Origin of the sequence: Mesorhizobium sp. LjRoot246, from assembly GCF_964254115.1 — a bacterium.
GTDB lineage: Bacteria > Pseudomonadota > Alphaproteobacteria > Rhizobiales > Rhizobiaceae > Mesorhizobium.
This window is the reverse complement of record NZ_CAXUSN020000001.1, coordinates 2,304,659-2,330,094: the sequence shown is the minus strand read 5'-3', so window position 1 is coordinate 2,330,094 and position 25,436 is coordinate 2,304,659. Positions and strand designations below refer to the sequence as shown.

The 25,436-nt window shown below is 62.3% G+C and carries 27 protein-coding genes and 1 tRNA gene; 16 read left to right on the top strand and 12 right to left on the bottom strand.

What is annotated here, in order from left to right; translation table 11 throughout:
* The first annotated feature begins 43 nt into the window (after nt 1-43).
* Nucleotides 44-847: an alpha/beta fold hydrolase gene (locus ACSQ3L_RS11190; RefSeq protein ID WP_436159993.1), complete on the top strand. Its 804-nt coding sequence runs from the start codon at nt 44-46 to the stop codon at nt 845-847.
* Nucleotides 848-961: 114 nt separating this feature from the next.
* A complete protein-coding gene (locus ACSQ3L_RS11185) occupies nt 962-1,579 on the top strand; it encodes a hypothetical protein (RefSeq protein WP_436159992.1) in 618 nt (205 codons plus the stop codon).
* On the opposite strand, the gene ACSQ3L_RS11180 is transcribed toward ACSQ3L_RS11185, so the two are convergent.
* Complete coding sequence (locus tag ACSQ3L_RS11180) at nt 1,563-2,492, bottom strand: metallophosphoesterase family protein (protein ID WP_436159991.1); 930 nt, start codon at nt 2,490-2,492, stop codon at nt 1,563-1,565. The two genes, ACSQ3L_RS11185 and ACSQ3L_RS11180, sit on opposite strands and share 17 nt — an antisense overlap.
* A gap of 53 nt (nt 2,493-2,545) precedes the next feature.
* On the opposite strand from ACSQ3L_RS11180, the gene ACSQ3L_RS11175 reads away from it, so the two are divergent.
* Nucleotides 2,546-3,040 carry an NUDIX domain-containing protein gene (locus tag ACSQ3L_RS11175; protein WP_436159990.1) on the top strand — a complete coding sequence of 165 codons (495 nt, stop codon included), beginning with the start codon at nt 2,546-2,548 and terminating at the stop codon, nt 3,038-3,040.
* Between the two features lies 1 nt (nt 3,041).
* On the opposite strand, the gene ACSQ3L_RS11170 is transcribed toward ACSQ3L_RS11175, so the two are convergent.
* Nucleotides 3,042-4,034, bottom strand: a complete 993-nt coding sequence (locus ACSQ3L_RS11170; protein ID WP_436159989.1) for a glutathione S-transferase family protein — start codon at nt 4,032-4,034, stop codon at nt 3,042-3,044.
* Between the two features lie 261 nt (nt 4,035-4,295).
* Here ACSQ3L_RS11170 and ACSQ3L_RS11165 point away from each other — a divergent pair, with 261 nt between their 5' ends.
* From ACSQ3L_RS11165 to ACSQ3L_RS11135, 7 genes are all read left to right on the top strand, one after another.
* The gene (locus ACSQ3L_RS11165; protein ID WP_436159988.1) at nt 4,296-4,505 is read left to right on the top strand and encodes a hypothetical protein; all 210 of its coding nucleotides are present in this window, start codon (nt 4,296-4,298) and stop codon (nt 4,503-4,505) included.
* Between the two features lie 56 nt (nt 4,506-4,561).
* Complete coding sequence (locus ACSQ3L_RS11160) at nt 4,562-5,098, top strand: GNAT family N-acetyltransferase (RefSeq protein WP_436159987.1); 537 nt, start codon at nt 4,562-4,564, stop codon at nt 5,096-5,098.
* A gap of 61 nt (nt 5,099-5,159) precedes the next feature.
* On the top strand, nt 5,160-5,921 hold the full coding sequence (locus ACSQ3L_RS11155; protein WP_436159986.1) for a 3-hydroxyacyl-CoA dehydrogenase: 762 nt from the start codon (nt 5,160-5,162) through the stop codon (nt 5,919-5,921).
* Between the two features lie 6 nt (nt 5,922-5,927).
* Nucleotides 5,928-7,103 carry a CaiB/BaiF CoA transferase family protein gene (locus ACSQ3L_RS11150; RefSeq protein WP_436159985.1) on the top strand — a complete coding sequence of 392 codons (1,176 nt, stop codon included), beginning with the start codon at nt 5,928-5,930 and terminating at the stop codon, nt 7,101-7,103.
* 35 nt (nt 7,104-7,138) lie between these two features.
* On the top strand, nt 7,139-7,951 hold the full coding sequence (locus tag ACSQ3L_RS11145) for a HugZ family protein (protein WP_436159984.1): 813 nt from the start codon (nt 7,139-7,141) through the stop codon (nt 7,949-7,951).
* 121 nt (nt 7,952-8,072) lie between these two features.
* The gene (locus ACSQ3L_RS11140) at nt 8,073-8,417 is read left to right on the top strand and encodes an ArsR/SmtB family transcription factor (RefSeq protein ID WP_292177811.1); all 345 of its coding nucleotides are present in this window, start codon (nt 8,073-8,075) and stop codon (nt 8,415-8,417) included.
* 169 nt (nt 8,418-8,586) lie between these two features.
* The gene (locus ACSQ3L_RS11135) at nt 8,587-9,390 is read left to right on the top strand and encodes a TrmH family RNA methyltransferase (protein WP_436159983.1); all 804 of its coding nucleotides are present in this window, start codon (nt 8,587-8,589) and stop codon (nt 9,388-9,390) included.
* Nucleotides 9,391-9,392: 2 nt separating this feature from the next.
* Here ACSQ3L_RS11135 and ACSQ3L_RS11130 read toward each other — a convergent pair whose 3' ends face one another.
* Nucleotides 9,393-10,529, bottom strand: coding sequence for a hypothetical protein (locus ACSQ3L_RS11130; RefSeq protein WP_436159982.1), 1,137 nt, complete (start codon nt 10,527-10,529; stop codon nt 9,393-9,395).
* A 243-nt stretch (nt 10,530-10,772) separates the two neighbouring features.
* Complete coding sequence (locus ACSQ3L_RS11125; protein ID WP_292177813.1) at nt 10,773-11,309, bottom strand: DUF1134 domain-containing protein; 537 nt, start codon at nt 11,307-11,309, stop codon at nt 10,773-10,775.
* A 391-nt stretch (nt 11,310-11,700) separates the two neighbouring features.
* On the opposite strand from ACSQ3L_RS11125, the gene chpT reads away from it, so the two are divergent.
* Nucleotides 11,701-12,330: a histidine phosphotransferase ChpT gene (gene chpT, locus ACSQ3L_RS11120; protein ID WP_109659605.1), complete on the top strand. Its 630-nt coding sequence runs from the start codon at nt 11,701-11,703 to the stop codon at nt 12,328-12,330.
* Between the two features lie 237 nt (nt 12,331-12,567).
* Complete coding sequence (locus tag ACSQ3L_RS11115; RefSeq protein ID WP_436159981.1) at nt 12,568-12,936, top strand: response regulator; 369 nt, start codon at nt 12,568-12,570, stop codon at nt 12,934-12,936.
* A 131-nt stretch (nt 12,937-13,067) separates the two neighbouring features.
* On the opposite strand, the gene ctrA is transcribed toward ACSQ3L_RS11115, so the two are convergent.
* Nucleotides 13,068-13,763: a response regulator transcription factor CtrA gene (ctrA, locus tag ACSQ3L_RS11110; protein WP_006203583.1), complete on the bottom strand. Its 696-nt coding sequence runs from the start codon at nt 13,761-13,763 to the stop codon at nt 13,068-13,070.
* A 451-nt stretch (nt 13,764-14,214) separates the two neighbouring features.
* Here ctrA and ACSQ3L_RS11105 point away from each other — a divergent pair, with 451 nt between their 5' ends.
* Nucleotides 14,215-14,592, top strand: coding sequence for a flagellar export protein FliJ (locus ACSQ3L_RS11105; RefSeq protein ID WP_013529907.1), 378 nt, complete (start codon nt 14,215-14,217; stop codon nt 14,590-14,592).
* A 113-nt stretch (nt 14,593-14,705) separates the two neighbouring features.
* Here the strand turns inward: ACSQ3L_RS11105 and ACSQ3L_RS11100 are convergent, their stop codons facing one another.
* Nucleotides 14,706-15,104, bottom strand: coding sequence for a winged helix-turn-helix transcriptional regulator (locus ACSQ3L_RS11100; RefSeq protein ID WP_436159980.1), 399 nt, complete (start codon nt 15,102-15,104; stop codon nt 14,706-14,708).
* Nucleotides 15,105-15,194: 90 nt separating this feature from the next.
* On the opposite strand from ACSQ3L_RS11100, the gene ACSQ3L_RS11095 reads away from it, so the two are divergent.
* On the top strand, nt 15,195-16,121 hold the full coding sequence (locus tag ACSQ3L_RS11095; RefSeq protein WP_436159979.1) for an NADP-dependent oxidoreductase: 927 nt from the start codon (nt 15,195-15,197) through the stop codon (nt 16,119-16,121).
* Between the two features lie 72 nt (nt 16,122-16,193).
* Here the strand turns inward: ACSQ3L_RS11095 and sciP are convergent, their stop codons facing one another.
* Nucleotides 16,194-16,469, bottom strand: a complete 276-nt coding sequence (gene sciP, locus ACSQ3L_RS11090) for a CtrA inhibitor SciP (protein WP_006203587.1) — start codon at nt 16,467-16,469, stop codon at nt 16,194-16,196.
* 289 nt (nt 16,470-16,758) lie between these two features.
* Between sciP and mnmA the strand changes: the two genes are divergently transcribed.
* Nucleotides 16,759-17,949: a tRNA 2-thiouridine(34) synthase MnmA gene (mnmA, locus tag ACSQ3L_RS11085; RefSeq protein WP_436159978.1), complete on the top strand. Its 1,191-nt coding sequence runs from the start codon at nt 16,759-16,761 to the stop codon at nt 17,947-17,949.
* A gap of 182 nt (nt 17,950-18,131) precedes the next feature.
* Here mnmA and ACSQ3L_RS11080 read toward each other — a convergent pair whose 3' ends face one another.
* Entirely contained in the window at nt 18,132-19,091 is a 960-nt protein-coding gene (locus ACSQ3L_RS11080; RefSeq protein WP_436159977.1) for a Gfo/Idh/MocA family protein, read from the bottom strand.
* A gap of 240 nt (nt 19,092-19,331) precedes the next feature.
* Between ACSQ3L_RS11080 and ACSQ3L_RS11075 the strand changes: the two genes are divergently transcribed.
* Nucleotides 19,332-19,408, top strand: a tRNA-Met gene (locus ACSQ3L_RS11075).
* A 621-nt stretch (nt 19,409-20,029) separates the two neighbouring features.
* Here ACSQ3L_RS11075 and ACSQ3L_RS11070 read toward each other — a convergent pair.
* From ACSQ3L_RS11070 to ACSQ3L_RS11055, 4 genes are all read right to left on the bottom strand, one after another.
* Nucleotides 20,030-22,171 (bottom strand): beta-galactosidase, encoded by a 2,142-nt coding sequence (locus ACSQ3L_RS11070; RefSeq protein ID WP_436159976.1) that lies wholly within the window; start codon nt 22,169-22,171, stop codon nt 20,030-20,032.
* A 24-nt stretch (nt 22,172-22,195) separates the two neighbouring features.
* Entirely contained in the window at nt 22,196-23,098 is a 903-nt protein-coding gene (locus ACSQ3L_RS11065; RefSeq protein WP_436159975.1) for a carbohydrate ABC transporter permease, read from the bottom strand.
* Nucleotides 23,098-24,018 (bottom strand): carbohydrate ABC transporter permease, encoded by a 921-nt coding sequence (locus tag ACSQ3L_RS11060; protein WP_436159974.1) that lies wholly within the window; start codon nt 24,016-24,018, stop codon nt 23,098-23,100. The genes ACSQ3L_RS11065 and ACSQ3L_RS11060 overlap by 1 nt, the downstream gene beginning before the upstream one ends.
* 77 nt (nt 24,019-24,095) lie before the next feature.
* A complete protein-coding gene (locus tag ACSQ3L_RS11055; RefSeq protein WP_436159973.1) occupies nt 24,096-25,406 on the bottom strand; it encodes an ABC transporter substrate-binding protein in 1,311 nt (436 codons plus the stop codon).
* Nucleotides 25,407-25,436 lie beyond the last annotated feature (30 nt).

Genomic DNA, 25,436 nt, shown 5'->3' with positions numbered 1-25,436 from the left:
CAATTGGCATCGCGCATCCTGCAATAGCAAAAAATCAGTTTTCATGACCGCATCGCTTTTTGCCGCCGAACAGGGCGTTGGCTCGAGGGCCATCGTCCTGCTGCATGGTTTCGGCGGCTGCCACGATGTCTGGCGCGAAGTGATTTCCGCCCTGGCACCTTCCACGCACACGCTGGCCTATGATCTGCCGGGGCATGGGTTGTCGCTCGATTTTCCCGCCGCCGGTCCGGCCAAGGTGGCAGCAAGCGCCGTGCTCGCCGATCTCTCGCAGCGTCGCCTGAAGCGCGTTCATCTCGTGGGTCACTCGATGGGCGGTGCGGTGGCGGCGCTGATGGCGCTGGCCGACCCCGAAAAAATAGCCTCGCTGACACTTCTGGCGCCCGGCGGCCTTGGCCCCCAGATCAACGGACCGCTGTTGCGTCGCTATGCCGAAGCAGTGGCTCGATCCGAGATCCGAGCCTGCCTTGCCGCCATGTCGGGGCCAGGGACCCGGCTGCTCGATCACACTGTGGACACCCTCCAGGACATGCGCAGGCGACCCGGCCAGGTGGAAAAACTCGTCGAGATCGCAGCCGCCATGACTAAGGACGATCGGCAAGGCGTCATCCCGCACGAGCGCCTCGATGGGATGAACATGCCGGTGATGGTGGCGTGGGGAACCGACGACGCGGTGCTGCCCTTTACCCAGGCGGATGATCTGCCGGCGCATTTTCACGTGCACCATGTGCTGGAGGCTGGCCATATGCTGGCCGAGGAAGCCCCCGACCTCATTGCCGAGATCATTCGCCGCAACACCAACCGCCGCGCCAGGCCGCATCGCCAGAAATTCGCCGCGGCTGCAAGCTGACTTTTTTCGCGCACGACAGGCTTCGAGAGCGCCTCGATCCCGTCCATCTCGCCAGTGCATTTTGTCGGCGGCTGTGTTAACCCCGTGTTAACCAAACCCGCGAGGCAAACGCCGATGAAGGAAGCAGGCGAGAAGACCATCGATCAGTCGAAGAAACTGTCCGACGCCATCCGTGATGTGAAAAATGCCTTCGCCGACCGCGACGACGTCGTCGTCGATATGCGCGAGGCGCATCGCATGCGCCTCGATCTGCTTGCCGCCGAACTGGCGCCGGTTTTTGCCGATGTCCCGGCCGACATGGACAATTTCGACTTTGTCGTCTCGTCGGGCTTGCAGCCACGCCTGTGGATCGACGCCGTCAGCCATGTCGCCATGGGACGCGATCGCCGCACCTATCGCTTCCTCAAGGACACCCGCATCGGCCGCGTGGTGCTTGCCGAATCCACCGAGATGAAGCCGGTTGCCGATTCCGTGACGCGCTATGTCGCCGAGCGCATCGTCGAGCGTCAGCGGATGATGGAAGGCGGGGTCGAACCGGCTGTCGCCGGCGTGAAACGCGCCGATGTACCGGAAGCCGAGCCGCCACTGCGCGCGACCACGCACGGCAAACGCTGGTCGGCCTTTCTGTCCGGGCTCGGCCTGGTCGCCGCCGGAGCACTGGTCGGCCTGGTGGTGTCGGTCGCCTTGTTCTGGGACCGCATCGTCGCCATGGTCGTCAGCCTGCGGCCATAGCAACTCCGGCCTCGGCGCCGAGCTCCAGCGTCTGCAGATCGGATGGCGGTATGGACGGCCCGGTCAGGCCGCGCCGCGTCAGCCGGATCCGCCAATTGCCCTTCTCGCCGTCAATGTCGAACAAATTGTACTGCGCCGCCGGGTTCTTGCCGCCCGGCGCCTGGCCTGCGGCAGCGACGCCGACCGCCGGGATCCTGACCCCTCGACCGCCGATGAAGAACAGCGACGGCAGATGCGAATGGCCATGCAGGACGAGTTCGGCGCCATGGCGGCGAATGATCTTGTGAAAGCGGGCGATGCCGAACAGCCGCTTGTGCTGCGGGACCGCGGCGCGCACCGGCGGATGGTGGATCATGATGGCGCGAAACAGCCCCTGTTCGGCCGTATCCCCGAGGATTTTGCCGAGTCGCTTCGCCTGGCCTTCCATGAAGAACCCGTTGGCCATGAAGGGTGCCGTGGCGCGCGCCGTCGAGACACCGATCAGCGCGACATCGCCGCGCACGCGCAGATAGGGGAAGGCGTTGCGGTCGACCGGCGTGTTGATACCGTCGCCGCTCATCCACGCCGCCCAGGATCGGCAGACCTTGTCGAAGGCGCCGGGCACATAGGCGTCGTGGTTGCCCGGAACGACCGAAACATCATGCGGCGGTCCCAGCGTCTCCAGCCAGTGCCTGGCCATCTCGATCTCGCCGTCGAGCGCCAGATTGACCAGGTCCCCGGTGACGGCGAGGTGATCAGGCGTGTTCGCCTTGATGTCGGCGACGATCGTGTCGATGACGGCGTCATGCATATGGCGGCGGCGGTTGCGCTGCCAGTTGACGTAGCCGAGCACGCGCTTGGAGGCGAGATCGCGATAGGATACATCGGGGAGCGGCCCCAGATGGACATCGGAAATATGCGCGAGCCTGAACATTCAACCTTCATAGGCGACCCGCGCTTTCCTTTCCACCCACGGTTTCGCACCTAATGGCGAAGACTGAAGATGCTTTCCGCCAGACCGGCTGGGTAGGCCTCAGGGCCAGGCTGTTCCACTTCTATTTCGTGCTACGGCGGCCGATGACGCTTGGCGTGCGTGGCCTGATCCACGACACGGCGTCCAATTCCGTCTTCCTCATCCGCCACACCTATGTGCCGGGCTGGCAGCTTCCCGGCGGCGGCGTCGAAGCCGGCGAGACGCTGGACGACGCGCTGGCACGCGAACTGGCCGAGGAAGGCAACATCGCGCTGACCGCACCGCCCGTGTTCAAATCGATGCATTTCAACCGCCGCGCCAGCCGGCGCGACCATGTTGGGTTCTACGTGATCAAGCGCTTTAGTCAGACGGCGCCGAAATTGCCGGATCATGAGATCGCCGAAGCCGGCTTCTTTCCGCTCGACCGATTGCCGCAGGGCACCACACCGGCGACGCTGCGTCGGATCGCCGAGGTTTTTCAAGGCGAACAGCCTTCGCCCTACTGGTAGATCAGGCCGCCGCCTTGCTGAACCGCGCCCGGTCATGCGGCGCGCCGTAGTCCAGATCCGGTCCGACAGGCACGATCCGCGTCGGATTGATCGTCTCGTGGCTGGCGTAATAATGCGCCTTGATATGATGCAGGTTCACGGTCTCGGCCACGCCAGGCACCTGGTAGAGATCGCGCAGATAGTTGGACAGGTTCGGATAGTCGGCGATGCGGCGCAGATTGCATTTGAAATGGCCGACATAGACCGGATCGAAGCGCACCAGCGTGGTGAACAGCCGCCAGTCGGCCTCGGTGATACGATCGCCGACGAGATAGCGCTGTTTCGAGAGCCGCTCCTCCAGTGTATCCAGCGCCGTGAACAATTCACCGAACGCCTCTTCATAGGCGCGTTGCGTGGTGGCGAAGCCGGTCCGGTAGACGCCGTTGTTGACCGCGGGATAAACCAGCGCATTGATGCGGTCGATCTCGCCGCGTAGCGCCTTCGGATAGAAGTCGAGGTTGGCATCGCCCCATTCGTCGAAGGCTGAATTCAGCATGCGGATGATTTCGGAAGACTCGTTGGAGACGATGGTCTGCTCCTTTTTGTCCCAAAGCACCGGCACCGTCACCCTGCCCGAATAGTCGAGATCGGCCTTGGCATAGACCTGGTGCAGGAAGTCGAGGCCGTAAAGCGTGTCGCCGGTGGCGCCGTCCTGCGCCAGGAACGTCCAGCCGTTGGCGCCCATGAAATGATGCACCACCGACACCGATATGATGCCTTCCAGCTTCTTCAGCGCGCGAAAGATCAACGTCCGATGCGCCCACGGACAGGCAAGCGAGACATAGAGATGATAGCGGCCTGGTTCGGCCTTGAAGCCGCGCGTCCGGCCTTCGGCCGGCACTCCGTCAACGGTGATCCAGTCGCGCCATTGCGACTGCGCTCGCACGAACCTGCCACCGTTGTCCGCCGTGTCATACCAGCGATCCTGCCACCTGCCTTCAACCAGCAATCCCATGCAATTCTCCTTGCGTCCTGTCGGTTGATGTAGGCGCAAGGTTGCCCGGTCGAAGACATCAGGTGCTGAACACACCGTCACTTGGCCGAAACAGGGCTACGAACTCGGGTTAACGGGTTCTTTCGGAGCCTTCGCCGGCGCGTTGGCTGACGGAGCATTGAACGAAAAACCCGCCTGGGCGGCGGGTCAGCGGCGCAAATCAGCACCATAGCCAAATATATACCATAGCTGACGGCACGGAGTCAAGAAAAAATTCCTATCATGGGAAATCTGCTCGGCAAAAAAGCTGTCGACACGGCCGAACTGGCTGTCGTCAGGCCTTCTGTTAACCTGAGTTCGAAGCCCTGGGGGACGGAAACGGCCGATTGCAGCGGCGGGAAATTGATGCTAGCGGACAATCCGCATGTTCGACTTTGCTTTGATCCGGTTCGACCGACGACGAAAGGGCGCCCGCGCTTGATGAAGCGCTGACTGGCGAACGCTGCCGTTTGCAGCAAACCTTTCCTCCCTACCGGAACGCAAAGACCATGAGCCTTGCCGACGTGAAATACCTGCCGGAAACCCCGGCGCACGACCTCCAGATCGAAGCCATCAACGACGAAGCCTTTGGACCCGGCCGTTTTGTGCTGGCCGCCTACAAGATCCGCGAGGCAGGAGGGCACGAACGCTCGCTGTCCTTCGTCGCCGTCGATGGCGACCTTGTCGTCGCCTCGGTGCGCATGACCCGCATCGCCGCCGGCGCCGGCCGCGCGCTGATGCTCGGGCCGCTTGCTGTGCGGCCGGCCTTCAAGAATCTCGGCATCGGCCGCCGGCTGGTGGCGATCGCGCTCGAGGCCGGCGCCAAGGCCGGCGCGCCTGCCGTTATGCTGGTCGGCGACGAACCCTATTACGGTCCGCTCGGTTTCAAGCGGATTCCGCGCGGCCAGATTTCGATGCCGCGTCCCGTCGATCTTGACCGGCTGCTGTCGCACGAGATCGTGCCGGGCACGGTAGCCAGGCTCTCGGGCGAGGTCTGCCATGCCGATCAGGCCAGGGTTGCCGATCCTCTCGCGGCGATGGCTTGATCTTTCCCGTCGATCTGGCGCCTGATCCGTCCCACTGTTCCTGAGATCAAAGGATGACGCCATGAACCCGAACGGCCAGATCGCGATCGTCACCGGCGGCGGCTCCGGCCTTGGCGAGGCAACGGCGCGCGCGCTGGCCGCCAAGGGCGCCCGCGTCGCCATCTTCGATGTCGGCATCGACCGCGCGGTCAAGGTCGCGGCCGAAATCGGCGGCATTGCCGTCCAGTGCGACGTCAGCAGCGCCGACAGTGGAATCGCTGCTCTCGCCGACGTTACCGCCAAGCTTGGCGAGCCGCGTATCCTGGTCAATAGCGCCGGCATCGCCATCGGCGTGAAGACGATCGGCAAGGATGGTCCCCATCCGCTCGATCAGTACCGCAAGGTGATCGAGGTCAATCTGATCGGCACGTTCAATATGATCCGCCTCGTCGCCGAGCGCGCGTCGAAGCTCGAGCCGCTGCAAGGCGGCGAGCGCGGCGTTATCGTCAACACCGCTTCGGTTGCCGCCTATGATGGCCAGATCGGCCAAGCCGCCTACGCGGCATCCAAGGGCGGCGTCGTCGGCATGACCCTGCCGGTGGCGCGCGACCTTGCCCGTTCCGGCATCCGCGTCTGCACCATCGCCCCCGGCATCTTCAAGACACCGATGATGGCTGGCATGCCGCAAGAGGTACAGGATTCGCTGGGCGCCGCCGTGCCCTTCCCGCCGCGGCTCGGCGAACCATCCGAATATGCCGCTCTCGCCCTGCACATTATCGAGAACCAGATGTTGAATGGCGAGACCATTCGCCTCGACGGTGCCATCCGCATGGCGCCGAAATAGCCGGTCATGAGCGCCGGCCTGTCCGCTGCCGGGAAGACCGGTCCGCTTGCCGGGCTGAAGGTGATCGAGATGGCCGGGCTCGGCCCGGTGCCGTTGGTCGGCCTGATGCTGTCGGAGATGGGCGCCGACGTGCTGCGCATAGAACGGACGGCGACGAGCCAGCCGCTCCTGTCGCTACCGGATAAGTACAACATCGACCGCCACGGCCGATCCATCCTTCACCTCGATCTGAAGCGCCGGGAAGGCACCGATCTGGTGCTGCGCCTTGCCGAAAGGGCGGACATCTTGCTTGAAGGATTTCGTCCCGGTGTCATGGAACGGCTTGGCCTCGGCCCACCAGCGCTGCTGGTGCGCAACCCGGCGCTGATCTACGGCCGCATGACCGGCTTCGGCCAGGACGGCCCGCTCGCCGGTCGCGCCGGCCACGACATCACCTACCTCGCCTATTGCGGCGTACTGCACGCCATCGGTCACGCCGACGGTCGTCCTGTGCCGCCGCTCAACCTCGTCGCCGACTATGGCGGCGGCGCCATGATGCTGATTGCCGGCATCCTGGCCGCGCTGTTCCAACGTTCGCGCACAGGTAAGGGCGAGGTCATCGACGCCGCGATGATCGACGGCGCCTCGATGCTGGCGGTCCCGCTGCACGCCCTTGTCGCCGCCGGGCTGTGGAGCGGAAAGCGCGGCGCGAACCTGCTCGATTCCGGCGCTCCCTTCTACGACACCTATGAGACGGCGGACGGCGGGCACATCGCCATCGGCTGCCTAGAGCCGCAATTCTTCGCCGAATTCGCCAGGCTGCTGCCGCTCGACGAGCGCTTTGTATCCAGCCAGTACGACGAGGCGCTGTGGCCACCGATGCGCGCGGCCATTGCCGACCGGGTCCGGCAGAAATCGCGTGACGACTGGGACCGCTTGTTTGCGCAAACCGATGCCTGCGTTGCCCCTGTCCTGTCGCTGCAAGAGGCGAAGCACCACCCGCACAATCGGGCGCGCAGCGCCTTTGTGACGGCGGGTGCATTCGAGCGCCCTGCCCCGGCGCCACGTTTCTCCGGATCCCAGCCTGCGCCGGCGACCAGTCCTGCCGACAACGATCTCGCCCCGTCGACGGTGCTGGCGCGTTTCGGGTTTTCGAAAAACGAGATCGATGACCTTGTCAAATCCGGTTTGTTGGACAGATAATTGGAGAAGGAAAATCAACTTATCGCGGTGATGCCTTGGACGAGCCAAAGAAGGACGTGATCCGCGAGACGGACGCCGAAGCGATCCGGCTGGCGAAGACGCTTCTACGCAGCGCTCGCTTCGGCGCGCTGGCGGTAATCGAACCGCAAACCGGCTCGCCGCTGGCCAGCAGGGTCGGCGTGGCCACCGACATCGATGGCGCGCCGCTGATCCTGGTGTCGATGCTCTCGGCGCACACCGGCGCCCTGCTGGGCGATCCGCGCTGTTCCCTGTTGCTTGGCGAACCCGGCAAGGGCGACCCGCTGGCGCATCCGCGCCTGACACTGGTCTGCCGGGCGGCACGGCTTGAGCGCGGGTCAAGCGAACATGCCCGCGCCGAGCGCCGTTATCTCAACCGCAATCCCAAGGCGAAACTCTACGCCGCTCTCGGCGACTTTTCGATCTTTCGACTCGAGCCGCAACGCGCCAGCCTCAACGGCGGCTTCGGCAAGGCCTATCAGCTCGATCAGTCGGATCTGCTCACCAGCGCACCGATCGTCGAAGAGCTGGCGGCGAGCGAACAATCCGCCATCGATCACATGAACGCCGACCATCTCGACGCGATCGCCGTTTATGCACAGCATTTCGCGAAGGCATCCGGCAACGGCTGGAGCGTTGCCGGATTCGATGCCGATGGCATGGATCTGGTGTCGGGCGACGATGTTTGCAGGGTGTTCTTCCCACAACCCTTGGCGGCAGAACGCGAATTGCGGCACGTTCTGGTCGATATGGCCAGGGCCGGCCGAGCCGTGATCAATGCCGGGAATGGACTTAATTATGCTGGATCAAAAGCAACACTTGAGATTTAAATGAAATGCTCTACCTTTCATTGGTGACGCTGAATCGCCAGTGCCGATTCAAAAGTGAGTTTATGGAATCAGACGCCATTGCCCCCATGGCGTTAGGATGAACAAGAAGCATGGGGGATCGATGGTCTCGACAAAGCTAATCGTCAACGCCGAATCGGCGGCCGAGTTTCTCATGCTGATGGGCAATGAGAAGCGGTTGTTGATCATGAGCTATCTCGCCGACGGTGAAATGTCGGTCGGCGCCATCGCCGAGAAGGTGATGCTCAGTCAATCGGCCCTGTCCCAGCATCTGGCCAAGTTGCGGGCGCTCGATCTCGTCGAGACCCGCCGTGACAGGCAGATGATTTACTATTCCTGTAAATCCGACGCCGTGCGCGAACTGCTCGACATGCTGGACGGCATTTTCGGCGGCGGCAAGGACGACCTGTCCCAGATGGCGCACCGTTTGCGCCGTGCCGGAACCTGACCACCTTGTAGCGGCTGACCTGGCCGACGATTTCTAAGCGACATGCGCCCATCCGGGCGCACGGAGATGGCTGGTCGTCGCGAATTGTCGCATCGTGCTTTCCGAACCAAAGGTGAGTGTCGGGAAACGGTCCGGATTTTCGGGCCGATGCGACGGGCGCGAGGAAAGCATGAATCCCATTCGCATCGACGACCCGCAAGATCCGCGCGTCGCTGCCTATCTCGAAATCCGCGAGCGTGACCTCGCCGGCCGGCAAGGCCGCTTTGTCGCCGAAGGCAAGGTGGTGCTCGACCTGCTGCTCTCGGCTGGGCGCTTTGCCGCCGAATCGGTTCTGGTTCTGGAAAATCGATTGGCCGGCATCGAAGAGATCCTGCGCAAGGCGCCGGCTGAACTCCCGGTCTATGTTGCCACCAGCGCGGTGATGGACGCTATCGCTGGATTTCACATGCATCGCGGCATCCTGGCCATGGGCCGCAAGGGCGCACCGCAGTCAGCCGAGGCCCTGCTTGATGCCTTGCCGGCTCGGGCACTGGTCGTGGTGCTTGTCGGCATCGCCAACCATGACAATGTGGGCTCGATCTTCCGCAACGCGGCTGCCTTTGGCGCCGACGCGGTTTTGCTGGATCCGACATGCTGCGATCCCCTCTACCGCAAGGCGATCCGCGTTTCCGTCGGCGCGGCGCTCAAGATTCCCTTCGCATCGTTCACCGATACCGCCGGCTTCACAGCAATGCTCGCCCGGCGGGGCTTCGAACAATTCGCGCTGTCGCCACGCGGCCGGACCGACATCCGCGATGCGCGGCGCAGTGAGCGCCTGGCGCTTTATCTCGGTACCGAGGGCGAAGGCTTGCCGGACAGCCTGCTCGCACGCTTGCACAGCGTGCGGATCACCATGTCGGAAGGTTTCGACAGTTTGAACGTCGCAGCCGCATCAGCCATCGCGCTGCATCATTTTTCGGCAAAAGGGATCTGATTTCAGCTTGTCGCGTCGGCCTTTTGCAAGTCCCGCACGCGGTCGGCAAGACTGCGGTCGCCGTTACCGGAGCGTGCATCCGACGGCGCCGCCAACGCCTTGGCGATTGGCGAACCGGGTCCCTCGAGCTTGGCCGTCAAATGGACGACCTCCGCCGCCAGTTCGTTCATCTGCTCGCGCAGGGCAGAGCTGTTGTCCGTTGGATTGGACGCGGCCAGCGCGGTGAGATCCGCCTTCAGCCGCTTGTTCTCGCGCGCCAGCGCCGTCAGCCTCGCCTCAAGCCGCTCGCGGTCGCTGTCGAGCTTGGCGATTGCCTTGTCGAGCTCATCGCTCTTGGCGGTATCGCCGCCGTTGCCGACCAGCCGCAAGGCCGGTGCGTTGTCTTCGGCTTTCGATTTTTCGCGCATGCGCGACAATTCCTTTTCGCGGCGGTCGAGCCTGTCCTCGCGGTCGGCAAGCGTGGCCAGCAGCCGTTCGACCTTCTTGTCGAGCTCGGCGGTCCTTTTCTTTTCGGCTTTCAGGGCCTCGCGCGCGGCCTTGCTTTCGGCCGCGATCTCCTGACCGCGCCTGTCCGCCTCCTTGCGCTGGCCACGCAGCAAGGCAATGTCACTGGCAAGTTTCTGCATTTCGGATTCGCGCGCCACCAGCTCGATCTGTCGGCTGCTGGAGGAAAAACTGGCGTCGTCATACATGCGCTCCAGCTTCTCCAGCTCAAGCGCGCGCTTTTCCAGCTTGCGTTCGGTTTCCTTCAGCCGCTCCGAAAGCTGCTGCAACTCGCCCTCGCGCTGGTGCAACGCTGCGTCCTTGGCGCCGAGTTCGGTGAGCGCCTGGTTCTTGTCCATGCGCTCGACCGCCAGCCCCTTCAGAGCCTCGCGGCCGCGATTGATCTCCACAAGTTGCTCGGCCGCCTTCTCGCGCAACGCCTTGACGCTGATTTCGAGGCGGCGCGTCGACATGGCGTACTCGGCGCGGATGCGGTCCTTGTCCGCCTGGATTTCGGTTTGCGTCAGAGGGATCGAGGCTTCGATGCGTCTGCGTGTCAGGGCGACGGCGCGACGCCATATGGCCGGAGCCACCATAAGCGCCAGAAAGCCAGCGCAGAGGAAGCCGAGGACGAAGAACAGGACCGACTGGACCAAGTGACTACCCGTTGTGGACGGCGACCGCCAAACCATTGCATGTCGCGCGAACGTGGAGGCCGGTTTTGGGACCACGACGTGCGACACGACAAAACCAAAGGCGCGAGCGCTTTTGACTGTGCCACGTTGACATGGCGGAAATCCAGCGTTGCGGCAAGGGCTTGCCGCAACGGAACGAGTTCAATGCATGTCGCCCAAAGTGGTCACGGTTTTGGGAGAACGACATGCAGGGGCCAAAGGCCTTCAGAACGGATTCCAGGTGGCGCGCTCGGTAAGCTTCAGATAGCCGAGATTGATGCCGAGCCGGGCACCGACACCGGTGCGGATCGGCACCAGAAGCACATTGTTGTTCTTCAGCACGTTGAAGCCGACGCCCGCCACCACATAGGCCGAACCGGCGACGCCGCCATAGCGGTTGTACAGGCTGCCCACATCGTCGAGATTGTAGACCAGCATCATCACGCGCGACCCCTCGCCGCCGAAATCCCAACCGAGCGACGGGCCTTGCCAGAACACTTTGTGGTCACCGGCATTCTTGGTGTAGAGCGTGCCTTCGCCATAGGTCAGGCCGCCGATCAGCGCGCCCGAGCCCTCTTCGCCCAGCAGATAGCCGTTGGGCAGGCCGTAGGAAGCAAAAATCTTCTCGACGACCGTGGCGAGCCCGCCCGATGTCGCGCCGAAGAATTTGTGACCGGAATCGACAATCTCCTGAGCGGTGTATTCCTGGGCACGCAGGGCTGAAGTCGAGAAGACGAGAACGCCCAGGAGCGTGACCGCCATTGAGAAGACACGGAGAAAACTCCGGTCGTAGTATCGGGAAAACATGCTTCCAATCTCCGTCAGGGAGCACCTTCGCCGACGCCTCGCACCCCGTACGGCTCTTTTAGCCGGCCGTTAAGGGTAACTGTTATGGGCAAACTATGCCGTAATCCTTTTTCAACCATTAAGCTCCCACATGAACATGGCGGTTCGAAGGCTGTTTGGGGCCGCACACAGGGGGTCGGCGGCCTGCTTGAGCACGCCATTTGCCACAACCCAAATTTTTGGATTTGTTGCTGCACGCACGGGTGCTGTGTATTCAGAAAGCCCGGGGAGAGAGCGTGATTCGTGTGGGCAAGCGACGATCGATCGCTCGGCCATGACTAGTGAAATTTTGCAGGGATTTTCGCCGATGGCCGATCTGTTCACCCTTTCCGCACCCGATCTGGCGGCGCTTTTGTGCAGCCGGGTCTGTCACGACATCATCTCGCCGGTCGGCGCGATCAACAACGGCCTCGAACTGCTCGACGAAGGCGGCGCCGACGAAGACGCCATGAAGCTGATCCGTCAGAGCGCCCGCAATGCTTCGGCCCGCCTGCAGTTCGCCCGCATCGCCTTCGGCGCCGCCGGCTCGGCCGGCATGCTGATCGATACCGGCGATGCCGAAGCGGTCGCCATCGCCTTCCTCAAGAACGAAAAGCCGGAACTGACCTGGAACGGGACCCGTGCGCTGCTGCCCAAGAACAAGGTCAAGCTGCTGCTCAACCTGATCCTCGTCGCCAACGCCGCCATTCCGCGCGGCGGCAAGCTTTCGGTGACGCTGGAAAACCTCGAGACCGAGCCGCGCTTCGCGCTCGCGGCGGCTGGCCCGATGCTGCGTGTGCCGCCAAAATTCCTCGAGCTGCATTCCGGCCACAAGCCGGAGGAACCGATCGACGCGCATTCCGTGCAGCCCTACTACACGCTGCTTCTGGCGCGCGAAGCCGGAATGACGATATCGATCCACGCGACGCCGGAAGAAATCGTGCTTTCGGCAGCCTGATGGCGCAGTCGAGAAGCCGAAGTATTTTTACGTCGAAATCTGTAATTTCGGCTCTTTGACATGAAATGCGTTAAACCACCTAGGCAGCGTTCAAGCATTTGCGAATAAAAGCGAGCTGCCGCCATCTTTGTAAAAATTTTACCTAACGCCTTTTCGGCTTCTTTACCGGATTGGCCTACGGTGCCTCCTGGATGCCCCGACGCTACCGGATTGCCAAAAGGCAAAGAGGACCCGGAAATGAAACGCTGCATGTTCGTCGACGATTCAAGCGTCATCAGGAAGGTTGCAAAACGCATCCTGGGCGGCTCCGAAATGATTGTCATCGAGGCAGCCAGCGGACTTGACGCGCTGGAGATGTGTGCCGCCGACATGCCCGACATCATCGTCGTCGACGGCGCCTTGCCTGATGTGCCGGCGGTCGATCTCATCCGTCGCGTGCGCGCCATGGAGAGCCCGACAAGGCCGCAGATCCTGATTTCGCTGGTCGAGCTCGATATCGCTTCGATCATGCGGGCCAAGCGCGCCGGCGCCCAGGGCTATCTCTTGAAGCCATTCAACCGGTCGCAACTGCTCGAGCGCTTTCGCACCTTGAAGATCGCCGCCTGATTCGGCGGATCGCCAATTCCAGGAGAAGTGTGTGACGGTCATCCGTCCGGAATTGCGTAAAATAAACTGATCAGCCCATCATGCAAAAACCCGGCCGAAGCCGGGTTTTTTGTTCCGACGGTGTCCGTCGCTCAGGCGCTGACGCGGATGTCTTCCGGTTCGCGCAGCACATAGCCGCGACCCCAGACCGTCTCGATGTAATTCTGGCCGCCGGACGCCGCGTCGAGCTTCTTGCGCAGCTTGCAGATGAAGACGTCGATGATCTTCAGCTCAGGCTCGTCCATGCCGCCATAGAGGTGGTTGAGGAACATTTCCTTGGTCAGCGTGGTGCCCTTGCGCAGCGAGAGCAGCTCCAGCATCTGGTATTCCTTGCCGGTCAGGTGCACGCGCTGACCGCCGACTTCGACGGTCTTGGCATCGAGGTTGACCACCAGGTCGCCGGTGGTGATGACCGACTGGGCGTGCCCCTTGGAGCGCCGCACGATGGCGTGAATGCGGGCAACCAGTTCATCCTTGTGGAACGGCTTGGTCATATAGTCGTCGGCCCCGAAGCCGAGGCCGCGCACCTTGTCCTCGATGCCCGCCATACCGGAGAGGATGAGGATCGGCGTCTTTACCTTGGAAAGGCGGAGCGTTCTCAGGACCTCGTAGCCCGACATGTCGGGCAGGTTGAGATCGAGAAGGATGATGTCGTAATCGTAGAGCTTGCCTAGATCGACACCCTCTTCGCCGAGATCGGTCGTGTAGACGTTGAAACTTTCCGATTTCAGCATCAGTTCGATGCTTTGTGCGGTTGCACTGTCATCTTCTATCAGCAGAACACGCATTTAAATCCCCTTTTCTGCTGCCGGACCATTTCACGACCCGTCCGGACCCGGAGCAGTGGTTGCCTTGTATAGAGGCTGCCATTGAATGGTTAACAAAACCTAATTTCCCGTCCATGACGGTACCAGATTTTTTAACCCCTTTCTACACCCTCTTGAATCTAATAACGAATCTCAGACCAAATTCCTAATGCAACACATTAACAACCCGGACTAAGTGACTCCAGGGACTCATCGACGTCGCTTCCGCGTCGGTGGCCGGAATTTTTACCCGGCCTTAAGTCCTGACCCGTATGATTAACAATGCCCGTAAACGAATGGTTACCGCCGGCAAAAAACTTTAGGGTTTTGTTTCCCATAGTTCGGGGAAAGCCGGTGGATACGGGTGCGGCCTGGGCTCTTCCAGGTGGTTTGGACGATAAGTGCGGGTGTGCGTTTCCGGGAGTACCGAATCATGAAGTCACGTGAAAACCTCGTTCGGCTGAAACAGTTTCAGGTGAATGAGAAGCGGCGGCAGCTGCTGCAACTCGACATGATGATCGCCGAGTTCGAACGCATGGCCGTCGAGCTGGAGCTTCAGATCACCGCCGAAGAAAAGAAGGCCGGCATCACCGACATCAACCATTTCGCCTATCCGACCTTTGCCAAGGCAGCGCGTTTGCGTCGCGACAACCTCAGAAATTCGCAAAGCGACCTCGCTCAGCAGCGAAGCGCTGCCGAATCATTACTCGGCGAAGCTGAAGCGGAGCTTTCCAAGGCGGAAATGCTGGAATCGCGTGACACAAAAATCCGCGAAGCCGAAGTCGGCGGCCGCAGCGCCATGATCGGCTGAACGCCGGGCGCGTCCGCGGCATCTGCGCTTGCCGCCTCGCGGGCGCAACAGCCCGACTTCCGCCTCGGCCGGAAGGGCCGTGAAAAGTTCAACCGAACCGACCTGAACGCTGTCTAGGCGGCCCAATCCCCTTCCCTGTCGGCAATTGCCCTTGCACGGGCATCCTTGATATCAGGTGCATGCTGCTCCGCCCATGATCTGATCTGGGTAAGCAGTCCCGCCAAGTTCTGGCCGAGCTCAGTCAACTCATATTCGACGCGCGGCGGGATGACCGGGAAGATCTCGCGCCGCACCAGGCCGTCACGCTCGAGCACGCGCAGCGTCTGCGTCAGCATCTTCGGCGTGATGCCTTCGAGCTTGCGGGCAAGCTCGCCATTGCGCATCCGACCTTTGCGCAGCGCGCAAACCACCAGGTAGACCCATTTGCTGGCCAGCATCTCCAGCACGGTGTGCGAAGGACACGTTCGCCGGAACACGTCATAGCCGAAACCGCAGTCGTCTTCACTATCCATGAGGTGCGTATATATCAGAAAGGTACATACTGGACAAGAGACTATTACTATCCAAATGATAGTGGCACAAACCAAGCAGGAGACATCCCAATGCGTGCCGCTACCCAGAATTCCGTCGGCGGACCCGACGTCCTTGTCATTGCCGATCGGCCCGATCCCACGCCAAAGGCCGGCGAAGTGCTGGTCCGCGTCAAGGCCGCAGGCATCAATCCGGTCGATGGCGCCGTCCGTGCCGGCTACTACCCGTTGCTCGGCGAGCCGCCCTTCATCCTGGGTTGGGATATCTCGGGAACGGTCGAAGCACTGGGCGCCGGAGTTTCCGGCTTCCGGATCGGCGACGAGGTGTTCGGCATGCCGCGCTTTCCCAAGCAGGCGGCGGCTTATGCAGAACTGGCCGCCGTGCCCGCCAATGAAATCGCACTGAAGCCGAAGAGTGCCGGCCACCTCCAGGCAGGCGCTTTGCCGCTGGCCGGCCTCACCGCCTGGCAAGGCCTTGTCCGCCATGGCGGACTGAAACCGGGTCAGCGCGTATTGGTGCATGCGGGAGCCGGCGGCGTCGGTCATCTGGCGGTGCAGATCGCCAAGGCGCGCAGCGCCTACGTCGTCGCCACGGCCAGCCCGGCCAAGCTCGATTTCGTCCGCAAACTCGGCGCCGACGAGGTGCTCGACTATACCAAGGCCGATTTCACCGACCAGGTTCGCGACATCGATCTGGTGCTGGATCCCCTGGGCGGCGACCATGCCGAACGCTCGCTGAAGGTGCTCAAGCGTGGCGGCGTGCTGGTGTCATTGCTCGATGTCAGCAACGCCACTCGAACGCAGGCCAGTGCGCGAGACATCCGGGTCGAGCGCATGTCCGTCGTACCCGACAGGGAGGGGCTGCTGGAACTGGCTCGGTTGATCGATGCCAACAAACTCGTCGTCCATGTGGCCGAGAGCTTTCCGCTGGACCAGGCGGGGGCTGCTCACGCGCTCCTCGCCACCAAGCCGATCGGCAAGGTTGTGCTGACGGTCTGAACGCGGGCACAGTGATTGTGAAAAAATGCAAGGGCGCGGCAAAGCCGCGCCCTTCATCTAAATTCGCAACTATCAGTGCCGGTATTGCTGGATACGCGTCGTGCGCAGCCCGGCAAGGCCATATTCGTCGATCGACGCCTGCCAGGACAGGAATTCCTCGGTGGTGAGCTTGTAGCGCTGGCACGCCTCTTCCAGGCTCAAAAGCCCGCCGCGCACCGCCGCAACCACTTCCGCCTTGCGCCGGATAACCCAGCGACGCGTATTCGTCGGCGGCAGATCGGCAATCGTAAGAGGGCTGCCGTCAGGCCCGATAACATATTTGACTCTCGGTCTAACAAGATCGGTCATCGTACTCTCTACAAAAAACTCAAAGACCCAATCCCCGCCACGTTACCGCCACAGCTTTAAAAATTGCCTAAGCAGACCCTAATGACTAGGTAAGGATCATGAACGCCGCGTTAGTCTTTTCGCTGGCATTTGAATCGTCTGCCCGCCAATCCTGATTTGCGGGGGGAAAATGCATGCCGTCGCAGGGATCGGCCGCAACCGATGAATCGCCCTGCACGCTGGCGCGGCCATAAAGCTTGACCTATATTCTCGACATTGGCATTGAGGCGCCGCGCAGAACGAAAGCATCATGAACAGTCTCGATCTCCCCGGACGTCCCGAAAACACCCGTATCGTCGTCGCCATGTCGGGCGGCGTCGATTCATCGGTCGTCGCTGGCCTGCTGAAGCGCGAAGGCTATGATGTCGTCGGCGTCACCTTGCAGCTCTACGATCATGGCGCGGCGACGCACCGGGCCGGTTCATGCTGCGCCGGGCAGGACATCGACGATGCCCGCCGCGTCTCCGAGACGCTCGGCATCCCGCATTATGTGCTCGATTACGAGGAGCGCTTCCGCAAGGCGGTCATCGATCCCTTTGCCGAGAGCTATGTCGCCGGCGAGACGCCGATCCCGTGCGTTTCCTGCAACCAGACGGTGAAGTTCGCCGACCTGCTGGCCACCGCCAAGGAGCTTGGCGCCGACGCGCTCGCCACCGGCCACTACATCCGTTCCGGCGCCAATGGCATCCACCGCGCGCTTTATCGGCCGGTCGACGCCGACCGTGACCAGAGCTATTTCCTGTTCGCCACCACGCAGGCGCAAATCGATTATCTGCGCTTTCCTCTCGGCGGCCTGTCGAAGCCGCAGGTTCGTGCCATTGCCGAGGAGATGGGGCTGACGGTTGCAGCCAAGCAGGACAGCCAGGACATCTGCTTCGTGCCGCAGGGCAAATATTCCGACATCATCGCCAAGCTGAAGCCGACCGCCGCCAATCCGGGCGACATCGTCCACATCGACGGCCGTGTGCTCGGCCGCCATGAGGGCATCCTGCGCTACACGATCGGCCAACGCCGCGGCATCGGCATCGCTTCCGGCGAGCCGCTTTACGTCGTCCATCTCGACGCCGACCGCGCCCGTGTCGTGGTTGGCCCGCGCGAGGCGCTGGAGACGCACAAGATCTATCTGCGCAACATGAACTGGCTGGGCGACGGACCGCTCGCGGATGTCCCCGCCGGCGGCCTGGAGCTGTTCGCGAAGGTTCGCTCGACGCGGCCGCCGCGCCCGGCCGTGCTGCATCATCGTGCCGACGCCACGTGGGTGGAGCTGGTCGACGGCGAGTCCGGCATCGCGCCGGGACAGGCCTGCGTGCTCTATTCCGATGACGGCAACGAGGCCCGCGTCTTCGGCGGCGGCTTCATCGAGCGTTCGGAGCGCGGCGCCGAGGCAGAAGCCATGCTGACCCGGCTTGCCGCCAAGCCGGCCCAGATTCCCGCGGAATAGGGCTCCGTCCTCTCGCAGACCTTTCGAAATTCGCTCTGGCGAGTCATATAGTGGTGTTTTCGAGAACCGGAGCGCAGCGGACATTGGGTCCGTGAGCTCAGTTCTACTGCGTCGACGCAGTAGAACGGGGAAGCGCAGAAAACGCCACCAGATGGCCGCCGGAGTAGAATTTCCAAACGGTCTCAGGATTTGGTGTGGGTGACGGTGCCCGCCGTCAGGATGCGTAGCACCCTGACGGCTTCCTCGCCGCTGGTGCGCGGCTCGGCTCGCGTCTCGATGCACTGGATGAAATGCTCCAGCTCACGCGTCAGCGGCATGCCTTGGGCGACCGCGACATAGGACGGCTCATTGGTGGTGAAGGCCCATTGGCCGCTATCCTGCCATACCGCGTGACGGTAGACGGCAAGCTTGCGTTCCCATGGCTCGACGTCGTCGAACACCGCCATAGCCTTGGTGCCGACCACGGTCAGCCGCCGCTCGCGATAGGGATTGAGCCGCGAGGTGAAGAGATGGCTGCGCAGGCCGTTGGGAAAGCGCATGTGCAGATGCGCGAAGTCGCTGAGGTTGTCGAGCAACGCAGCGCCCTCGCCGCGCACCTCGATCGGCTCGGTGCCGGTGATCGCCAGGATCATCGACAAATCGTGCGGCGCCAGGTCCCACAGCGCGTCGTTCTCCGTATGGAACTTGCCAAGCCCGAGCCGGTGCGAGTGGATGTAGCGGACTTCGCCAAGCTCGCCCTTGTCGATCAGCCCTTTCAGCGTCTCGAACGCCGGATGGAACCGCAGCACATGGCCGACCATGAAGACGCGGCCATTGTCCTTGGCCGCCTGCACCGCACGCTCGGCATCCGCCACCGTCAGCGCGATCGGCTTTTCCACCAGCACGTCCTTGCCGCTCTCGACGGCACGCACCGCAAGGTCGGCATGGAATTGCGGCGGCAGTGCCATGACGATGGCGTCGATATCGTCACGGACGAACAACTGGTCCGGCTCGATCGCCAGGCAGTCCTGCTCGCTGGCAAAGCCTTCGGCGCGAGCCCGGTTGGTGTCGGAGACCGCGTGCAGCGCGCCGAGCGCCTTGAGAGTGCGGATGTGGTTGCTGCCCCAGTATCCGCAACCGAGGACTGCAATGCGCGGCTTCATCTGTTTCAAACTCTAAAAACTCGTGGCCGAGACATAGCGACGTGCCCCTTCGAACTCAACCCCGGCGGCAGCAACCAAATGTCCGTGCGGCAAAGCATTTCGATAATGACGATAAGCCGGCAAGCCGGTTGCTTCGAAGCTTGACAGGCTCACCCTCCCAACCTTATATCCGCGCGACCTTGGCGAACGCCCCCGACATGCCTTTCGATTTGAGGCGGATTTCGGGCCTTTCGCCGCCCTGGCGGGGTAGCTCAGTTGGTTAGAGCACGGGAATCATAATCCTGGGGTCGGGGGTTCAAGTCCCTCTCCCGCTACCATTTCATTCATCTAACTGAGTGATTTTGTTATAGATTTTGGGGACAGAAAAGCCAGGAATGAAACTCCTGACAGGCTTGATTTCTGTCAACTGGTTGATAACAAACACGTTTCGCTTCGGGGTTCAAAACTCTACCGCTACCATACTCGAACTGCTGGGGCCTTTACGAGCCGCAGCCTGCCTTAAGTGTCACTACCAGTAGCGGTCATTCGCCGCCGGTTCTCAAATGACCGCAGTGGGCCGGAGCGGACCGTCCGCTGCTAGGGTACCCAGCACGCAAGCGGACATGTGAGACTTCGGTCTTTTGTTGGACGGATTTCGTCGCTTTCGAGGTTTTGAGCGTTGCCAGGGAGCTGGGTCTGCATGTGCCAGGCGACGTGGCAATAATGGGTCACCTTTTGCGATCTGAGTATCGCCTCCATGACAAGTTTCGATCAGTCGGGACCCGAACTTGGCGCAAACGCGGTACGGCTTCTCATCGAAAGGAGCGTGTTCGTGACGGTCGCACCGAAAGTCGTGGCACCTGGCGGCACAAAGATGCCTAGAGTGGAGATTGCTGCCCAATCTAAGATCACTGGGACAGAAGATATGGAGCGTTTCCCAAGGCCTCGCGACAATATCCCTAGTCGAGTTCGATGATGCTGCAGCCATAGGCCGGGAGCGACAGCTTACCGCCGCGTACTTTGACATCGCCGAGCAGATCCTTGCCCGCGGGGACATTGCGGATGCTTGCCAACTCGCCCAGCGTGTTGAGGATGAACAGCAGCCGGCGGTCCTTGCTCTCGCGGATGGTCGCTTCGACACCGGCCGGCATGTCGGCGATGAGCGGCACGATACCGGCGGGCGCCAGCACCTGATCGGCCAGCACCTCGACCAGGGCATCGCTGAGGTACGTGCCGAGGTAGATCACATTGCCCTTGCCGACTTTGCGCGAAGTCATCGCGGCTTGGCCCTCGGCGAAGCGGCTGGCCCATCTGCCGATAACGTCCGTGCCGGGCGCGACGTTAAGCAGCTCATAAAGATGCGCCGCCGTCACCTGCGCATTCCTGATCTTGAGCTCGTATTGGCGGCTCGCCGACGTCGCCGGCAGCTTCTTGCGCACCGTGTTGGCGCCGAAGCGGCCGCCATGCTCGAACATTCCGTCGCCGCCGATCGGCGTCAGCAACCCGAACTCCTCGACCGTGATCCCGGCCAGCGCCGAGAGCGTCTTGCCCGGCGAGGTGTCGCGGATGACGTGGTTGTTAACGTCGCGTGATCCGGTGCGGCCTCCCAGGATTACCGTTCCACCCGCCTTAGCGAAGGCCTCGATCCGCGCCGTCCATGCATCGGGCCATTTCAGCCAATGCGGCACGTAGAGCGCCTTGAGCTTGCTGAGATCATCCTCGGGATGGATGAAGCCGCAGGCGATGTTGTGGCGGTAGCAATAGCGGTGCAGCAGCGTCGCATCGTCCTGCGGGCTCGGCATGCCGATGGGGTAGGAGCGGTGCATCTCCTGATTGTCGAAATCTGATCCGGCGATGCCCAAATCCATGCGCACATGCGTGCCGAGGATCTTGTCCTTGAGCGCCGTGACCTCACCCGCAAACTGCTTGGCCTCGTCATAGCGCCGCCGCGGGATGTCGTCGTGATCGATGATGCCCATCCAATAGATCTCGGCGCCGAAATGCGCCGGCCGCCAGCGGAAGAACATCACGCCATCGGCGCCGCGCGCCACTGACGTATAGGCCATGCGGCGCATCTCGCCGGGTTCGGGCGTCAGCGTCGAGAAGTTCGGCTGCGCACCGAAGCCCGATTGCTGCTCGGGCACGATGAAATTGCCGGTGAAGCCGCGGCAGATGTCGAGACGCAGCGCCTGCGCCTCGCCGACGCCGCCGGCCCGCTGCATCTCGTCATCGAGATGCGGGTAGATGTCGAAGCCGAGAAAATCGAGATCGGTCGAGAACTCGCCGCGGAAGTCGATGTCGTCGATCCGCCCCAGATTGTGGAAGACGAACCAGTCTGGATTGGTGGCGCGCAGGATCAGCACCTGATCGTGCTGGAACCGCGCCGTGACGAAGGCGAGGAAGCGGTGATAGTCGACCACATGGGTCGGCCCGACCGGTGCAGGGGCGTAGTCGAGCGGCAGCACCACTTGATCGAAATCGTCGTAGGCGGTGGCCCAGAAATGCCCGCCCCACGCATCGTTGAGCGCGGCGATGGTCTTGTACTTGTCATTGAGGAAGGCCTGGAACTCGGCCAGAGTCACCGGACCGTAGGACAGCGATCCAGAGGTATTGAACTCATTGTCCGTCTGCCAGCCGATGATGTGCGAATTGCCGCGATAATGCTCGGCCATCGCTTTAGTGATGCGCTTCGAATGCTCGCGGAACACTCCGCTCGCAAGATTGGCGTGCTGGCGCGAGCCATGGCTCATGGCGCGGCCATTGGCATCGACGCGCAACACTTCGGGATAACGCGCCGTCAGCCAGCGCGGCGGCGTCGCCGTCGGCGTGCACATGATGGTCTTGATGCCAGCCTTGCCCAGCCCATCTATGGCGCGGTCGAACAAATCGAAGTCGAACGTCCCCTCATGCGGCTCGATAATATGCCAGGCGAATTCCGCAAGTCGCACCGCGTTGAAGCCCGCGGCTGCCATGCGGTCGGCGTCGCGCTGCCAATAGCTCTCATCGACATGCTCCGGGTAATGCGGGGTACCGACGAGGAAAGTGTCGGTCGCGATCGGCCGCCAGACAGAGAGCGGCGCGGATTTCGAGGCAGTCGTCATAGTCGGAAAACTCCAGGCGATAGTCTATTTGATGGCGCCGGCGGTGAGGCCGCCCTGCCAGAACCGCTGCAGCAGCAGGAACACCACGATGACCGGGATGATGCTGACCAGCGCGCCGGTGATGATGATCGAGAACAGCACCTGTCCGCCGCCACCGCCCTGCTGCGCGAGCTGATACCAGCTCGCAAGGCCCACCGTGATCGGCTGATACTCCGGCGAGCGCAGCACGATCAGCGGCAGGAAGTAATTGTTCCAGGTCCCGACGAACGAGAGCAGCGCCACGGTCACCATGCCCGGCGCCACCAGCCGCAGCACGATGGCACGGAAGATCACGAACTCGCCGGCGCCATCGAGACGCGCTGCGTCGAGCAATTCGTCGTCGACGCCCTGCTCGATATAGACGCGCATCAGATAGACGCCGATCGGCGAGATCATCGAGGGCAGGATCACGCCCAGCGGATTGTCGCTGAGACCCGACAGCGCCAGCAGCAGGAAGATCGGCACGACGAGGGCCGTCTGCGGGACAAACACCGCGCCCAGCACGAGCCCAAAGGTTAGATTTCGCCCGCGGAACTTGAACTTGGCGAACGCATAGCCTGCCGCGGTAGAAAAGATCGCGGCACCGAGCCCGGCGACGGTCGAATAGAGCACGCTGTTGAACATCCAGCGCGAGAAGATGCCATTGTCGCGGCTGAACAGATCGCTCAGATTCTGCCAGAGGTTGAACTCGGTGCCGAAGCCGAAGCCGAACGTGGCGAACAGGTCGCCATTCGTCTTCGTTGCCGATAGGACCAGATAGACCAGCGGCACGAAGCTGTAGACAAGGAACAGTGACAGCAGCAGCGTGAGGATGATCCGCGAGCGCCGCCGTTCGCCGGGCCGGCGCCTGGCAGCGTCGAAAGTGGCAATGTCGGTGGTCGCAGTCATCATTGCTCCGGCCGACGGCGGTTGGTGATCAGGGTGAAGATGTAGGAGGCACCGGCGATCACGATGCCAAGCACGAACGAGACGGCGGCCGCATAGCCATACTGCTGGTTCTGAGTCGCCAGCGAATAGGCATAGAGGTTCGGCGTGTAGCTCGAATTGATGGTGTTACTGGCGAGCGAGCGCATCAAATACGGCTCATTGAACAGCTGCAGTGTGCCGTTGATCGAAAAGATGATGGTGAGCAGGATCGCCGGCCACAGCAGCGGCAGCTGGATCAGCCGCGCAAATTGCCAGGGCGAGGCGCCATCGATCCGCGCGGCCTCGGCGAGGTCCGACGGGATCGCCTTCAGCGCGGCGTAGTAGATCACCATATTGTAGCCGACATATTCCCACGTCACCATATTGGCCAATGAGAAGATCATCACGCCCGGCGACAGGAAGTCCGGCGGCGGCAGGTTGAACGCCTTGGCCATCTGCGTGAACGGGCCGAAGTTGGGGCCGTAGAGATAACCCCAGATGATCGTCGCGATCACGCTCGGCACGGCGTAGGGGAGGAAGAAGCCGAGCCGGAAGACGCCCTTGGCATAGACCTGGCCACGATCGAGCACGATGGCGAACAACAGCGCCAGGCCCAGCATGATCGGCACCTGCACGATGCCGAACAGAACGAGGTTCCACACGCCGCCCCAGAATTTGGCGTCGCCCGTGACCTTGATGTAGCTGGCTACACCCGCGAATTGCCGTCCGCCCACCAGCGTGTCGCGGTAGAGGCTCATATAGAACGCATAGACCAGCGGCGCGACGATGAAGGCGATAAACAGCAGCACGAAGGGCGCCAGGAACAGATAGGGCGTGAGCTTTCGTAACGTAAAACCGCCCGATCGCGCTGGGCGCGTCGCCGCGGCTGGCGAATTCGACATTGCCATGGTCCCCCGTCCGGCAAGATGAAGAGATCGGGCGCGCCGGTCAAGCGCGCCCGGCCGTTGCCCGGGAGGAGTTAGCCGACGGTGAAGCCTTGTTCCTTCGCGTAGGTGACCACGGCGTCCTGGATGCGGTCGAACGCATCCGACAGCGTGCCCTTGCCGCCGATCGAGGCGCCGAATTCATCGGACATCGACTGGTAGAGGAAGTCCTGGAACGGGCTCCACTCAAACGGCGCCACGGCATTCGCCGATTTGGCGAACACTTCGTTCACCGCCTGGCCGCCGAAGAAATCCGGCTTGGCGTTCGCCCATTCCGGGTCCGACAGCAGCGCGCGGGTACAGGGGAAGAAGTTTTGCTTGGTGGTGTAGAGCTTTGTGGCTTCGGGATTAATGTTCAGCCAGATCGCGACTTCGGCGGCCTCGGGCAGATGCTGGGTCGTTTTCATCACGGCCAGCGCTGAGCCACCCCAAGCGCCAGTCGCGAACTTGCTCGCGTCCCACTGGGGCAGATCGGCGGCACGCCACTTGCCCACGCTGGTCTTGGCGACCGAGGTCAGGAACAGCGGACCCCAGCCGGCAGCGAGCCAGGTGGCATAGCGGCCCGAGTCGAGGCCGGTGTACCACTCATTGTTGAAGCCCGGCTTGGTCTCGATGACACCGGCGGTAATAAGGTCCTGCCAATAGGCGGCGAAGTCCTTAGCAATCTTGTCGTTGATGTTGATCGCGAGCTTGTCGCCATCGCGGCTGACCGGCTTCCAGCCCATCGGCCACAACAGACCCAAGACCCAGTCGGCATTGGCTCCGAACGGCGCGTCGGTGATGAACACATTCGGATCGGCCGCATGGATCTTCTTGCCCGCATCGGCAAACTCGGCCCAGGTGGTGGGCGGCGTGATCCCATGCCTGTCGAAGATGTCCTTGTGATAGAGCATCGCCATCGGACCGTAATCCTGCGGCATGCCGTTGACCACATCGCCCTTGGCGACCTGCGTCCACAAGCCTTCGGGGAACTCGCCCTTATGGGCATTGGCGTACGGGCCGATGTCGGCGAAGGCGTCGACCTGGCGGAAGGTCTCGAGGAGCTGGTATTCGATCTGGACGACGTCGGGCAGGCCGCTGCCCGCCTTCAGGCCCGCACGGACCGCCTGATATTCGGGGTTCCCCTGGCCGGCATTCACGAGTTCGACCTGGATGCCCGGATGTGCGGCGTTGAACATGTCGACCTGAAGCTGGAGATCCGGCACCCACGACCACAGCACCACCTTGACGGGATCGGCAGCGCGAACCGCCGCCGGCAGGGCTGCTACCGCAACGCTCGCACCCGCAACTTTCAAGAAATCACGACGCTGCATCGTCCGCCCAAGCGGATTGAAAATCTTCGTCATTGAAGTCCTCCCACGAAAGATACGCTCCCA

What these genes read in the sequence shown, in the direction of transcription:
- ACSQ3L_RS11190 (WP_436159993.1), top strand. Translation starts at nt 44, where the DNA reads ATGACCGCATCGCTTTTTGCCGCCGAACAGGGCGTTGGCTCGAGGGCC.
- ACSQ3L_RS11185 (WP_436159992.1), top strand. Translation starts at nt 962, where the DNA reads ATGAAGGAAGCAGGCGAGAAGACCATCGATCAGTCGAAGAAACTGTCC.
- ACSQ3L_RS11180 (WP_436159991.1), bottom strand. Translation starts at nt 2,492, where the DNA reads ATGTTCAGGCTCGCGCATATTTCCGATGTCCATCTGGGGCCGCTCCCC.
- ACSQ3L_RS11175 (WP_436159990.1), top strand. Translation starts at nt 2,546, where the DNA reads ATGGCGAAGACTGAAGATGCTTTCCGCCAGACCGGCTGGGTAGGCCTC.
- ACSQ3L_RS11170 (WP_436159989.1), bottom strand. Translation starts at nt 4,034, where the DNA reads ATGGGATTGCTGGTTGAAGGCAGGTGGCAGGATCGCTGGTATGACACG.
- ACSQ3L_RS11165 (WP_436159988.1), top strand. Translation starts at nt 4,296, where the DNA reads ATGGGAAATCTGCTCGGCAAAAAAGCTGTCGACACGGCCGAACTGGCT.
- ACSQ3L_RS11160 (WP_436159987.1), top strand. Translation starts at nt 4,562, where the DNA reads ATGAGCCTTGCCGACGTGAAATACCTGCCGGAAACCCCGGCGCACGAC.
- ACSQ3L_RS11155 (WP_436159986.1), top strand. Translation starts at nt 5,160, where the DNA reads ATGAACCCGAACGGCCAGATCGCGATCGTCACCGGCGGCGGCTCCGGC.
- ACSQ3L_RS11150 (WP_436159985.1), top strand. Translation starts at nt 5,928, where the DNA reads ATGAGCGCCGGCCTGTCCGCTGCCGGGAAGACCGGTCCGCTTGCCGGG.
- ACSQ3L_RS11140 (WP_292177811.1), top strand. Translation starts at nt 8,073, where the DNA reads ATGGTCTCGACAAAGCTAATCGTCAACGCCGAATCGGCGGCCGAGTTT.
- ACSQ3L_RS11135 (WP_436159983.1), top strand. Translation starts at nt 8,587, where the DNA reads ATGAATCCCATTCGCATCGACGACCCGCAAGATCCGCGCGTCGCTGCC.
- ACSQ3L_RS11125 (WP_292177813.1), bottom strand. Translation starts at nt 11,309, where the DNA reads ATGGCGGTCACGCTCCTGGGCGTTCTCGTCTTCTCGACTTCAGCCCTG.
- chpT (WP_109659605.1), top strand. Translation starts at nt 11,701, where the DNA reads ATGGCCGATCTGTTCACCCTTTCCGCACCCGATCTGGCGGCGCTTTTG.
- ACSQ3L_RS11115 (WP_436159981.1), top strand. Translation starts at nt 12,568, where the DNA reads ATGAAACGCTGCATGTTCGTCGACGATTCAAGCGTCATCAGGAAGGTT.
- ctrA (WP_006203583.1), bottom strand. Translation starts at nt 13,763, where the DNA reads ATGCGTGTTCTGCTGATAGAAGATGACAGTGCAACCGCACAAAGCATC.
- ACSQ3L_RS11105 (WP_013529907.1), top strand. Translation starts at nt 14,215, where the DNA reads ATGAAGTCACGTGAAAACCTCGTTCGGCTGAAACAGTTTCAGGTGAAT.
- ACSQ3L_RS11100 (WP_436159980.1), bottom strand. Translation starts at nt 15,104, where the DNA reads ATGGATAGTGAAGACGACTGCGGTTTCGGCTATGACGTGTTCCGGCGA.
- ACSQ3L_RS11095 (WP_436159979.1), top strand. Translation starts at nt 15,195, where the DNA reads ATGCGTGCCGCTACCCAGAATTCCGTCGGCGGACCCGACGTCCTTGTC.
- sciP (WP_006203587.1), bottom strand. Translation starts at nt 16,469, where the DNA reads ATGACCGATCTTGTTAGACCGAGAGTCAAATATGTTATCGGGCCTGAC.
- mnmA (WP_436159978.1), top strand. Translation starts at nt 16,759, where the DNA reads ATGAACAGTCTCGATCTCCCCGGACGTCCCGAAAACACCCGTATCGTC.
- ACSQ3L_RS11080 (WP_436159977.1), bottom strand. Translation starts at nt 19,091, where the DNA reads ATGAAGCCGCGCATTGCAGTCCTCGGTTGCGGATACTGGGGCAGCAAC.
- ACSQ3L_RS11070 (WP_436159976.1), bottom strand. Translation starts at nt 22,171, where the DNA reads ATGACGACTGCCTCGAAATCCGCGCCGCTCTCTGTCTGGCGGCCGATC.
- ACSQ3L_RS11065 (WP_436159975.1), bottom strand. Translation starts at nt 23,098, where the DNA reads ATGACTGCGACCACCGACATTGCCACTTTCGACGCTGCCAGGCGCCGG.
- ACSQ3L_RS11060 (WP_436159974.1), bottom strand. Translation starts at nt 24,018, where the DNA reads ATGTCGAATTCGCCAGCCGCGGCGACGCGCCCAGCGCGATCGGGCGGT.
- ACSQ3L_RS11055 (WP_436159973.1), bottom strand. Translation starts at nt 25,406, where the DNA reads ATGACGAAGATTTTCAATCCGCTTGGGCGGACGATGCAGCGTCGTGAT.